The 11963-nt window shown below is 69.7% G+C and carries 7 protein-coding genes, 4 tRNA genes and 1 riboswitch; of the genes, 5 read left to right on the top strand and 6 right to left on the bottom strand.

The features are described 5' to 3' along the window. Window positions 1-14: 14 nt before the first annotated feature. From ABZ664_RS08950 to ABZ664_RS08930, 5 genes are all read right to left on the bottom strand, one after another. The gene (locus ABZ664_RS08950) at window positions 15-1010 is read right to left on the bottom strand and encodes a ribonucleotide-diphosphate reductase subunit beta (RefSeq protein ID WP_362505286.1); all 996 of its coding nucleotides are present in this window, start codon (window positions 1008-1010) and stop codon (window positions 15-17) included. A 62-nt stretch (window positions 1011-1072) separates the two neighbouring features. Continuing rightward, a complete protein-coding gene (locus ABZ664_RS08945; protein ID WP_362505283.1) occupies window positions 1073-3493 on the bottom strand; it encodes a ribonucleoside-diphosphate reductase subunit alpha in 2421 nt (806 codons plus the stop codon). 115 nt (window positions 3494-3608) lie between these two features. Then, window positions 3609-3810, bottom strand: a riboswitch (cobalamin riboswitch). A 4-nt stretch (window positions 3811-3814) separates the two neighbouring features. Further along, entirely contained in the window at window positions 3815-4831 is a 1017-nt protein-coding gene (locus tag ABZ664_RS08940; RefSeq protein ID WP_362505280.1) for a tripartite tricarboxylate transporter substrate-binding protein, read from the bottom strand. A 91-nt stretch (window positions 4832-4922) separates the two neighbouring features. Then, window positions 4923-6743: a glutamine--fructose-6-phosphate transaminase (isomerizing) gene (gene glmS / locus ABZ664_RS08935; RefSeq protein ID WP_362505277.1), complete on the bottom strand. Its 1821-nt coding sequence runs from the start codon at window positions 6741-6743 to the stop codon at window positions 4923-4925. Window positions 6744-6796: 53 nt separating this feature from the next. Further along, the gene (locus ABZ664_RS08930) at window positions 6797-7072 is read right to left on the bottom strand and encodes a hypothetical protein (RefSeq protein ID WP_362505274.1); all 276 of its coding nucleotides are present in this window, start codon (window positions 7070-7072) and stop codon (window positions 6797-6799) included. A 153-nt stretch (window positions 7073-7225) separates the two neighbouring features. On the opposite strand from ABZ664_RS08930, the gene ABZ664_RS08925 reads away from it, so the two are divergent. From ABZ664_RS08925 to ABZ664_RS08905, 5 genes are all read left to right on the top strand, one after another. After that, the gene (locus tag ABZ664_RS08925; protein ID WP_362505271.1) at window positions 7226-9436 is read left to right on the top strand and encodes a peptidoglycan recognition family protein; all 2211 of its coding nucleotides are present in this window, start codon (window positions 7226-7228) and stop codon (window positions 9434-9436) included. 90 nt (window positions 9437-9526) lie between these two features. Continuing rightward, window positions 9527-9598: transfer RNA gene (locus ABZ664_RS08920), tRNA-Gly, on the top strand. A gap of 25 nt (window positions 9599-9623) precedes the next feature. Then, window positions 9624-9694 (top strand) — tRNA-Cys (locus ABZ664_RS08915). Between the two features lie 74 nt (window positions 9695-9768). Further along, window positions 9769-9840, top strand: a tRNA-Gly gene (locus ABZ664_RS08910). Between the two features lie 13 nt (window positions 9841-9853). After that, a tRNA-Val gene (locus ABZ664_RS08905) sits at window positions 9854-9928 on the top strand. Window positions 9929-10120: 192 nt separating this feature from the next. Here the strand turns inward: ABZ664_RS08905 and ABZ664_RS08900 are convergent. Next, window positions 10121-11914 (bottom strand): lectin, encoded by a 1794-nt coding sequence (locus ABZ664_RS08900; RefSeq protein WP_362505268.1) that lies wholly within the window; start codon window positions 11912-11914, stop codon window positions 10121-10123. Between the last annotated feature and the right edge of the window lie 49 nt (window positions 11915-11963).

The following is an 11963-nucleotide window of genomic DNA, read 5'->3' as shown; positions in this document are numbered from 1 at the left end:
GGACCGACAGCTAATCAGAAGGATTCGTCGAACGTGACATTCCCTTCGACGGCTATCTGGTAGGCGGAAACCCGGCGTTCGAAGAAGTTGGCCAGCTCCTGCACGTCCTGCAACTCCATGAACGCGAACGGGTTGGCCGTGCCGTACCTGACGGGCATCCTGAGCCTGACCAGGCGCTGGTCGGCCACGTACTCCAGATAGCGGCGCATCTGGTCCACGCTCATCCCGAGCAGGCCGTCACCGCACAGGTCGGCCGCGAAGGCCAGCTCCGCCGCGACCGCCTCCTCGATCATCCGGGTGACCTGCTCGACGAGCTTGTCGTCGAACAGGTCCGGCTCCTCGGCCCGTACGGTCTCCACGACACCGAAGGCGAACTCCATGTGCATGGACTCGTCGCGGAAGACCCAGTTCGTCCCGGTGGCCAGGCCGCCGAGCAGGCCCCGGGAGCGGAACCAGTAGACGTAGGCGAAGGCCCCGTAGAAGAACAGCCCCTCGATGCACGCCGCGAAGCAGATCAGGTTGAGCAGGAACGCCCGCCGGTCCTCCCGCGTCTCCAGCCGGGTCAGCCCGCCGAGCGAGTCGATCCAGCGGAAGCAGAACTCCGCCTTGTCGCGGATCGAGGGGATGTGCTCGACCGCGGCGAACGCCTTGACCCGCTCGTCGGGATCGGGCAGGTAGGTGTCGAGCAGGGTGAGGTAGAACTGGACGTGCACCGCCTCCTCGAACAGCTGCCTGCTGAGATACAGGCGCGCCTCGGGGGCGTTGAGGTGCTGGTAGAGGTTGAGGACGAGGTTGTTGGCCACGATCGAGTCGCCGGTGGCGAAGAAGGCCACGAGACGGTTGATCAGGTGACGCTCCTCGGGCGTCATCCTCGCCAGGTCCGCCAGGTCGGAGGTGAGGTCCACCTCCTCGACCGTCCAGGTGTTGCGGATCGCGGCCCGGTAGCGCTCGTAGAACTCCGGGTAGCGCATCGGCCGCAGGGTGAGATCCATGCCGGGGTCGAGCAACATCGGCGCATCGCCTTTCTGAGGGCTTCTGAGGGCTTCTGAGGTCTTTCGCAGACCGGAGACGGCTACTGGCAGGCGTCGCAGTACTCGGGGTTCTCCAGGGAGCAGGCGACGGCCTCGGACACGACCTCGGGCACCGCCCCGGGCACGACCTCGGGCACGGCCCGCTCCGCCGGGGCCGCCACGGTGGCCTGCGCGATCCGGGTGGCCGGGCGCGAGCGCAGGTAGTAGGTGGTCTTCAGGCCCGACTTCCACGCGTAGGCGTACATCGAGGAGAGCTTGCCGATGGTCGGCGTGGCCATGAAGAGGTTCAGCGACTGCGACTGGTCGATGTACGGGGTGCGCGCGGCGGCCAGGTCGATCAGCGCCTTCTGCGGCAGCTCCCAGGCGGTCCGGTAGAGCAGCCTCAGGTCGGCGGGGATCTCGGGGATGTCCTGGACCGAGCCGTCGGCGCGCTTGATCGCGTCGCGGATCGGCGCCGTCCACAGGCCGCGGGCCTGGAGGTCACGGACGAGATAGCGATTGACCTGGAGGAACTCCCCCGAGAGGGTCTCGCGCTTGAAGACGTTGGAGACCTGCGGCTCGATGCACTCGTAGCAACCGGCGATGGAGGCGATCGTGGCCGTCGGCGCGATCGCGATCATCAGCGAGTTGCGCAGGCCGGTTTCCGCGATCCGCTCCCTGAGCTCCGTCCACGCGGCCGACGTCGCGGCCCCGTAGTGGTCGGGGTGCAGCACCCCGGTGGCGGCCCTGGTCTCCTCGTACGAGGGATGGCGGCCACGCTCGACGGCCAGGTCCGAGGAGGTCCGGTAGGCGGCGAGCGCGATCTCCTCGGAGATCCGGGTGGACAGCTCCAGCGCGCGCGGCGAGTCGAACGGCAACCGCAGCGTGAACAGCACGTCGGCCAGGCCCATCAGGCCGAGCCCGATCGGACGCCACCTCTGGTTGGCGGCCCTCGCCTCGGGGGTCGGGTAGAAGCCCAGGTCGATGGTTCGGTCGAGGAACCGCACCGCGGTACGGACCGTCGCGCGCAGCCGCGCCCAGTCGATCCCGTCCTCGAGGTCCCCTGACAGGTGGGCGGCGAGGTTGATCGAGCCGAGGTTGCAGACGGCGGTCTCGGCGTCGCCGGTGACCTCGAGGATCTCGGTGCAGAGGTTCGACAGGTGAATGACGTTCTGGGGCATCGCCGTCTGGTTTGATGTCCGGTTCGCCGCGTCCTTGAAGGTCATCCAGCCGTTGCCGGTCTGGGCGAGCGTGCGCATCATCCGCCCGTACAGGGTGCGGGCGGGAATCCGCCGGGTGAAGCGGCCCTCGGCCTCGGCGGCCCGGTAGGCGTCGTCGAACGCGGCGCCGTACAGGTCGGTGAGGTGCGGGACCTCCTTGGGGTCGAACAGCGACCAGGGGCCGTCGGCCTCGACCCGGCGCATGAACTCGTCGGGGATCCAGTTGGCCAGGTTCAGGTTGTGCGTGCGGCGGGCCTCCTCGCCGGTGTTGTCGCGCAGTTCCAGGAACTCCTCGACATCGGCGTGCCAGGGCTCCAGGTAGACGCAGGCCGCGCCCTTGCGGCGGCCTCCCTGGTTCACCGCGGCGACACTGGAGTCGAGCGTGCGCAGCCAGGGCACGATGCCGTTGGAGTGGCCGTTGGTGCCCCGGATCAGCGAGCCCCGCGAGCGGACCCTGGTCCAGGCGATCCCGATGCCCCCCGCGTACTTCGACAGCCGCGCGACCTGCCCGTAGCGCTCGTAGATGGACTCCAGCTCGTCGCGGGGCGAGTCGAGCAGGAAGCACGAGGAGAGCTGGGGCCTGCGCGAGCCCGAGTTGAACAGCGTGGGCGAACTGGGCAGGTAGGACAGGGTGGCCATGAGCGCGTACAACTCGGCGGCCTCCTCGACGGTCTCGGCCAGGCCGCAGGCCACCCGCAGGAAGAAGTGCTGCGGGCGCTCCAGGACCTTGCGCGTCCGCGGGTGGCGCAGCAGGTAGCGGTCGTAGACGGTGCGCAGCCCGAAGTACTCGAACCTGGCGTCCGCCTCCGGATCGACCAGCGCGTCCAGGACCGCGGCGTGGGTGGACACGAACCTCGCGAGTCCGTCGGCGATCAGCCCCGCCTCGTGGGTCGCGGCGACGGACTCGGAGAAGGTACGGACGCCGTGCTCGGCGGCCTCGTCGGCGATCAGCTCGGCCAGCATCGCGGCGGCGACCCTGGAGTTCTCCGGATCGGTGATCACCCGGGCGGCGGCCTCGTCGATGGCCAGCCTGCGGCCGTCCGCGGCGCTCCCGGCGCTCAGGGCGCCGTCGTCGCCCGGCGCGGCCACCGCAGCGCTCTCGGTGTTCCCGGTGTTCCCGGTGTTCCCGGCGCTCCCGGCGCTTCCGGTGTTTCCCGCGCCGCCATGGCCCAACGCGGCCACCACCGCACCTTCGACGCCGCTGTCGCCCGTCGCGGTCGCCGCCGTGCTCCCCGTCGCGGTCTCCGCCAATGCCTGTGTCACGTGGTGCCCCTCGCTCGATCGGACTCGCCCCCACGGCTCCGCCGGATGGGCACGCGTCCGCGAGCGATCCCGGGCACGCCGGATCGCCTCGTTCCGCGGGCCCTCCCACGAGGCCCTGGACATTCACGTCACCGGCAGGTCTTCGGACTCACGGGCGCAATGCGCATGCCTACCGGCCGTCGCTTCCCAGGCGTGGATCGCCCAGTGCTCAATGACGGCTTTCGTTCCCGTTCACCGCTGCGGGGCAGTCCCGGAATCTCACCGGGTTCCCTCTTGCCTCGCCCCCCTCGGGGCGAACCAGCAACGAGCAGGATCCTACATCTAGGGGCGCCTGACGCAACTACCCCAACAAGTTGTGTCGGAGGACTTCAGCAGACCGAGCTCGTGAAGTACACCGCGGGCGCGGGCCGTCTCGGTGGAGAGCCACTGGCGAAAGTCGTCGCCGCTGAGATAGACCCGGCTCCAGCCGTGGGCCGCGCACAGGGAGCGCCAGCCTGGCGCGGCGTCGAGCCTGTCGCACAGGGCGATCGCGGCGTCCCTGTCCTCCGGGCTCATGTCCTTGGGCCCCAGCAGGCCGCACCAGTCGCTGTACTCCAGCCGGACGTCGACCTCCCTGAGCGTCGGCGCGTCGATCCCGTCGATCCGGTCACCGGAGGAGACCGCCAGGGGCCGCAGACGGCCCGCGGCGATCTCGGACCGCAGGGCACGCGCCGATCCCAGCAGGGCCGCCACCTGGCCCACCTGGAGCCCCTCCACGGCGTCCTCGGGGGTGAGGTATCCGGCATACTCCAGCAGCCGGGCGTCCACCCCGAGGCACTTGCCGATCATGCCGTAGAGCACGTGCTCGGAGCCTCCCTCCGGACGACCGCCGACCGCGAGCCCCGCCGGGTTCCGACGCAGCCGCGCGGCGAAGTCCTCGAAGGTCAGCAGGCGGGAGTCGGAGGGGACGACCAGGACCGACCAGTCGCCGACCAGGCGGGCGATGGGGGTGGCGGCGTTCACCACGGCGACGGTGTTGGCGATCTCCGCGGCGGCCACCATCGGCATCGCGGTGACGAGCAGCCTGCCCTCTCGCGCGAAGGGGCCGTGGAAGGCGCCGAACGCGTCGCGAGGGGCGGAGCCCAGGGCGCCGCCCCGCTCGACGGCCATCGCGGTACGCGCCAGTCCCGCCTGGACCACGACGGTCGCCAGCCTGCCCGCGATCCTGTCCCAGCCATGGCCGTCGGCGGTCGGTTCGAGGACGAACAGGCGCTTCACCAGCGAGCCGGCGCCGTTCGCGCCGCACCCCGCGGCGACCAGCACCCCCGCCGCCAGCGCGAAAAACCCCCTACGGCGCATAAGCGCCCCTTCCCCCAAGAACCCCCTATACCAGAGGTTAGTACCTCATCACTATCCGTGATGAGACGGGGGGAGGGGAAGGGCGCGGGGCTCACTCCACCGTGACGCTCTTGGCCAGGTTCCTGGGCTTGTCGACGTCGCGCCCCAGGGCCACGGCCGCGTGGTAGGCGAAGAGCTGCAGCGGGATCGAGAGCAGGATCGGGTCCAGCTCGGTCTCGTTCTTGGGCACCACGACACAGTCGTCGGCGAGCTTGGGGTCGGCGCCGCGGTGGCCCACCATGAGCACCCGGCCGCCCCGGGCGCGGATCTCACCCAGCGTGGTGAGATTCTTGTCCAGCAGCTCGTCGTCGGGGACGATCGCCACCGTCGGCATGTCCGGGCCGATCAGCGCCAGCGGCCCGTGCTTGAGCTCGCTCGCCGGATAGGCCTCGGCGTGCACGTACGAGATCTCCTTGAGCTTCTGCGCGCCCTCGCGGGCCACCGGATAGCCCCTCACCCGGCCCACGAACATCATGCTCGGCGACTCGGCGTACTTACCCGCCAGCTCCTTGAGCTGCGGCTCCAGCGCCAGGATCTCCTTGATCTGGTCAGGCAGCCTGCGCAGGCCGTCGCAGATCCTGCGGCCGTCGGCGGGAGACAGGTCACGCACCCGGCCCAGGTGCAGCGCGAGCAGCGCGAAGGCCACGGCGGTCGAGGTGAACGCCTTGGTGCTCGCCACCGAGACCTCGGGGCCCGCGTGCAGATAGAGGCCGCCGTCGCACTCGCGGGCGATCGCGCTGCCCACCGTGTTGACGATGCCGAGCACCCGGCCGCCCTTGCGCTTGAGCTCCTGCACGGCGGCGAGGGTGTCGTAGGTCTCGCCCGACTGGCTGATCGCCACATAGAGGGTGTCGGCCTCCACCACCGGACTGCGGTAGCGGAACTCGCTCGCCGGCTCCGCGTCGGCGGGGATGCGCGCCAGTTCCTCGATGAGCTGCGCGCCGATCTGGCCCGAGTAGTACGCGGAACCGCAGCCGATGACCTTCACTCGGCGGAACGAGCGGCTCTCCCGCGCGTCCATGTTGAGACCGCCCAGATGGGCGATGTGGAAGCGGTCGTCCAGCCGCCCGCGCAGCGTCCTGGCCACCGTGTCGGGCTGCTCGGAGATCTCCTTGAGCAGGTAGTGCTCGTAGCCGCCGGTGTCGTAGTGCCCGGCCTCCCAGTCGACGGTCAGCGTCTCCTTGGCCGTCTCCCGCGCGTCGCTGGCGAAGGTGTTGAACCCGTCGGCCCGCAGCACGGCGATCTCGCCGTCCTCCAGGTGCACCACCTGGCGCGTGTAGCGGACCAGCGCGGCCACGTCGGACGCGGCGAACATCTCCTTCTCGCCGATGCCCAGCACGATGGGACTGCCGTTGCGCGCCACGACCACCTCGCCGGGACGCTCGGAGTCGATCACCGCGATCCCGTACGTGCCGACGACCCGCTTGAGCGCGGTCCGCACGGCCTCCTCCAGCGAGTCGGCCTCCTTGACCGTACGGGCGATCAGGTGCGACAGCACCTCGGTGTCGGTCTCCGACAGGAAGATCGCACCGTCGGCCTCCAGCTTGGCGCGCAGTTCGTCGGCGTTCTCGATGATGCCGTTGTGCACGACGGCGATGCGCTCGTCGGTGGACAGGTGCGGATGGGCGTTGACGTCGCTGGGCGCGCCGTGGGTGGCCCAGCGGGTGTGACCGATACCCAGGCCGCCCTTGAACCGCGCGGGCACGACCGCAGCCAGGTCGGCCACCCGGCCCTTGACCTTGCGCATCTTGAGGCCCTTGTTGGAGATCACCACACCGGCCGAGTCGTAGCCCCGGTACTCAAGACGCTGCAGGCCCTCCAGCAGAATGGGCGCCGCGTCCTTGGGCCCTACATAGGCCACGATTCCGCACATGTAACCGCTCCTTATTCATGAACATCACTAAACGATCGAGGTGCCGTCGCCTGCTACCCGTAGACGATCCGGCGAAGCTGTCGCAGGGAGAGTTCGGGTGCCGCGACACGGCGTACCGCCAGCTCGGCGGCGACCCTGGGGAAGATCTCGTCGTTGACCAGCCCCCTGGCCCTGAGCTCCGCGTGGCGCCGCCGGACGAACTCGTCGGCGGACTCGGAGAAGTAGGCCAGCACGTCCGCGACGACCCGCGCCGCCTCGCCGGGACCGAGCGCGCTCGTCCGGGTCAGGTGGGTGATCAGATCCTCATGCGGATTCCGTGCCGTGGACACAGATCAGGACCATACGCATCCCGGAGGGACCACACCAAGTTTCCTGCCCGATTTCGGGCAGAGAATCTCCTCAACATCACAACCTCACCACAATGCGCGACAGTCGGTAATCTCTGATAACTCTAGGTAGTTGCCAGAGGGGGAGGAACCGCCATGCGCCGCCTGCCAGGGATCACCGTCGTCACCGCTCTCGCCGTCCTCGCCTCGGTCGCCCCCGCGCAGGCGGCACGTCCCGGGGGTCGGCCGGCGCCCTGGACGCCCTCGCCCCTCTCCGGGACCTCCACACCGTCCGGCACGGCGACGGCGACGGCGGGAACGAGGGCGCGGTCCGGCAGGCAGGCCGCCTTCACCAAGGCCGCACGGACGTACGGGGTGCCACAGAGCGTGCTGCTCGCGGTCTCCTACCTGGAATCCCGCTGGGAGGGCCACGGCGGGCGGCCCAGCGTCTCCGCGGGGTACGGCCCGATGCACCTGGTCGACGGCCGAGCCGCACCCGGACGGCCCCACGGCGCCGGGGAGGACCCGCGCGGCGACGAGACCCGGCCTCGCGTGATCGCCGTTCCGTCCGTCGTGAAGGAGCGGCCGCGAGACACCCTGCGGCGGGCCTCCGAGCTGACCGGCCTGCCCCCCGACCGGCTGCGCGAGGACGCCTCCGCCAACATCATGGGCGGCGCCGCGCTGCTCGCCGACTACCGGCGCCGTGCCGGCGGGGGCCCTCGCGACGACCCGGCCGGCTGGTACGAGGCCGTCGCCCGCTACCCCGGCACCCGGGAGAGAGGCGCGGCGGGAGAGGATGCCTCGCTCTCCTTCGCCGACGAGGTCTACGCGACTATCAGGGCCGGTGCCGCACGGGTGACCGACGACGGCGAGCGGGTGGCCCTCCCCGCCACACCCGACCTGCCCACGCCCCCCGCGCCTCCTGCGCCTTCTACACCTTTTGCGCCTTCCGCGCCCTCCACGCCGCCTTCCGTGTCTCCCGCGTCGTCTCCCGCGTCCCTCGCGGCCTTCGCGCGGCCCGCCCCGGCTGAGCCCTCGAGACCGTCCGAGCCGCGAGCGCCGCTCCCCCTGGAACGGCGCGCCTCGCCCTCCGAGCCACCCTCCGCGTCACCCACCCCCACCCCCACTCCGGTCCCCACCCCGGCGCCCAGCCCCGTCAAGAAGATCGCCATGGTGCCCGCTCCCGGACCCGACTGCCCGAAGAACGTCTCCTGCGAGTGGCTCCCCGCCGCCTACGAACGGCTCCCCGGCGGCGGGTACGGAAATCACGACCGCTCCGACGGCCCTCGGGAGATCGACTACATCGTGATCCACGACGGGGAGACGAGTTACGACGCGATGACCCGCCTGGTCAAAGACCCCACCTATCTGAGCTGGCACTTCACCATCCGCTCCGCCGACGGCCACATCGCCCAGCACCTGCGGGCCAGGGACATCGGCTGGCACGCGGGAAACTGGTACGTCAACTCCCGTTCCATCGGCCTGGAGCACGAGGGCTATCTGGCCAAGGGCGGCGCCTGGTACACCGAGGCGATGTACCTCGCCTCGGCCAGGCTGGTCCGCCACCTCGCGGCCAAGTACGACATTCCCCTCGACCGGGCCCACATCCTGGGGCACGACAACGTGCCGGGCACCACCCCGGAGACCGTGGGAGGCATGCACGAGGACCCCGGCCCCTACTGGGACTGGGCCCACTACTTCGAGTTGCTCGGCAGGCCGCTGCGCGCCTCGGGTGGCGACGCCGCGCGCTCGGTGCTGATCAGGCCCGACTACGGCACCAACAGACCGGGATTCACCGGCTGCGGCGGGGGGTGCCGTGACCTGGGCGCCGCCTCGGTCTGGCTGCGCACGCGCCCTTCCGCCACCGCGCCGCTGGTCAAGGACATCGGCAAGCACCCCACCGGCGACTCCACGTACAGCGTCTACGATCACGCCGCCCGCGCCTCCACCGGCCAGCGGTACGCGCTCGCCGAGCGCAGGGGCGACTGGACCGCGATCTGGTACCTCGGCCAGAAGGCGTGGTTCCACGACCCGGCCGCGGCCCCCACCTCGGTGCGCACGTCCGGCCCTCTGGTGACGCCCAGGCCGGGCCGTTCCCCGGTCAAGGTGTACGGCAGGGCCTATCCGCAGAAACCCGCCTACCCGAAGAGCGTCCCCGCACAGGCCCTGACCCCGCTGCAGTACTCGATACCCGCCGGGCAGGCCTACAGCTCCGGCCCGGCGACACGGGGCTCGTACCTCAGGGCGGCCTCCTTCGACCCGTCGGAACACCGCGTCGTCACGGGCGACGCCCGCTACCGGCAGATCCAGTTCGGGCACCGGATCATGTTCGTCCGGGCCTCCGACGTCCGATCGGTCACCGGATGAGGCTCTCCGATGATCCGGCTCGTTGCGCACATTCGCCCTGCGGAGGCGCTAGAGTTTTCACGTGCCCCGGAGCCGTTTCCCGGGGATCACGCGGAAGTGGCTCAGTGGTAGAGCATCACCTTGCCAAGGTGAGGGTCGCGGGTTCGAATCCCGTCTTCCGCTCCGGCGGGCCTCCAGGGGCCTGACCGGTGGAGTGGCCGAGAGGCGAGGCAACGGCCTGCAAAGCCGTCTACACGGGTTCAAATCCCGTCTCCACCTCAACGCACGACCATCGGACCCTCCGGGATCCGGTAAAGTAGTGCGAGCGCCGAGGGGAAACCCGAAGCGAATACGCGGAAGTGGCTCAGTGGTAGAGCATCACCTTGCCAAGGTGAGGGTCGCGGGTTCGAATCCCGTCTTCCGCTCTGATTCACCCGAGGACGATTAGCTCAGCGGGAGAGCGCTTCCCTGACACGGAAGAGGTCACAGGTTCAATCCCTGTATCGTCCACCATCTCCCATGGAATCCATGGGTTGATCAAGTCAAATGGCCGCCAAAATCCCAGCTCAGGGACGTTGGCGGCCTTCTGCTTTCTACAGCTGACAGCCGCGCCCCGTCTCGCCGGATCAGTCGGCCCCGTCCAAGGACGCCCCTGGAGCCGGCCCGCCGAGGGCGGACCGGCTCCGGAGTCACGTCACATCACGGTCATACCCGGTTCCATCTCTGGCTGGTGCTGCCCTGGCAGGTCCAGATGTGCGCCCTGGTGCCGTTGGCCGTGCCGGAGTTGGACACGTCCAGGCACTTTCCGCTACCGATCGCGGTGATCGTGCCGTCCGAGTTAAAGCGCCACTTCTGGTTGTTCTGACCGTTGCAGTCCCAGATGATCAACACCGTGCCGTTCGCGGTCCCGGCCCCGTTCACGTCCAGGCACTTGTTGCCGTACACCCGCAGCTCGCCCGAACTGGTCGAGGTCCACCGCTGGTTGGTCTGGCCGTTACAGTCCCAGATGTTCACCGCCGCACCGTTGGTCTGCGAGGCGCCGCTGACGTCCAGGCACCGGTTCGACGCCACCCCGCGCAACGCGCTCGTGCTCGCGGTGGGCGTCGGAGTCGGGGTCGGAGTTGGCGTCGGGGTCGGGGTCGGGTTCGGGGTGGTCAGTTCCTTGATGCGGATGTTGCGGAACGCCGCCACGTCGCCGGACCCGTGGTTCTGGATGCCGATGTAGCCCTGCTGGAGCGAGCGGACCGGGTCGGTGTTGGTGAAGTCGTTGATCTTCGTGCCGTTCAGGAAGACCTGCAGCCGCTCACCCTCCACCAGCAACTCGTAGGTGTTCCACTGGCCCGGCGGGTTCAGCGCAGCGTCACGTGCGGCGATGTCCGCCGCCTTGAAGCCGTAGATCGCCCCCGTCGTCTTGTCAGCGCTGTCGGTCGCGTCGATCTGCACCTCGTGTCCGGTGTTGAGCGCCGCGTTCGGGTCACTGGTGGCCGGGAACCCGACGATCACCCCCGAGTTGGAGTCGCCGGTCAGTCTCCAGTCGAGCTTGAGCGAGTAGGAGCCGAACTCCTTGGCGCTGTACCAGAGCATGCCCATGCCACCCTGGGAGCTCAGCGTGGCGTTGCTGTTCGCGAACGATCCCGGACCGGCCTGCGACCAGCCCGTCGTCGACCCGTTGTACAACGCCGTGTAGCCGGTCTCCGGGCGGCAGTCGGCGTTGACCGCCTTGGCCGCGTACCGGATTCCGCCCAGCAGCAGCGTGCGGAAGTTCGAGTCCGAGTACGACGCCTGGGTGTGCCCCAGTCCGGTGTAGAACGAGCGGCCGGAGGCCTGGGGACGGCACCAGGTGATCGGGTGGTCACCCATGCCACCGCCGCTGTAGCTGCTCTCGTCCAGGTTCTGCAGGACCCGCACGTTCGGACGGGGGTTGCTCCGATAGCTGTACCACTCGTCGGACCGGGACCATGTCGTCCCCAGATGGGCGGTCGCGGCGTGCGCCCGGTCCTCGTTCCGCACCGTCGCCTGCTGGATCGCCGGATGGCTGTTGAACCAGGCACCCACCAGCTGCCCGTAGTACGGCCAGTTGTACTCGGTGTCGGCGGCCGAATGGACTCCCACATATCCGCCGCCGCCGTCCACGTACGACTGGAAGGCGTTCTGCTGGGTGTCGTTCAGCACGTCACCGGTGGTGTTGAGGAACACCACCGCCTTGTACTGGGCGAGGTTGGACCCGCTGAAGGCGTTGGAGTCCTCGGTCGCGTCCACGGTGAAGTCGTTGGAAGCCCCCAGGTCGCGGATGGCCTGGATACCGACGGGGATCGCGTCGTGCCGGAACCCGGCCGTCTTGGAGAAGACCAGCACCTTGAAGGCGGCGGCCTGGGCGGGGACGGCGGGGACCATCATCGTGGCGGCGGCGGCGGTGAGCGCCACCGCGGCGGCCGAGAGGCGTCGCAGCACAGGTGTCCTCCGGTCGCCGCCCGCGGCGGATGTCAGATGTCGAAGCATGGGTGTCCTTCCATCGTGGCGCCCGGCGAGGCCTTTTCGGCGATGAGCC

It is taken from the genome of Streptosporangium sp. NPDC006930 (assembly GCF_040635605.1).
In the GTDB taxonomy this organism is placed as follows: Bacteria; Actinomycetota; Actinomycetes; order Streptosporangiales; family Streptosporangiaceae; genus Streptosporangium.
The sequence above is the reverse complement of the archived record's forward strand: the minus strand, read 5'-3'. Positions and strand labels throughout refer to the sequence as shown.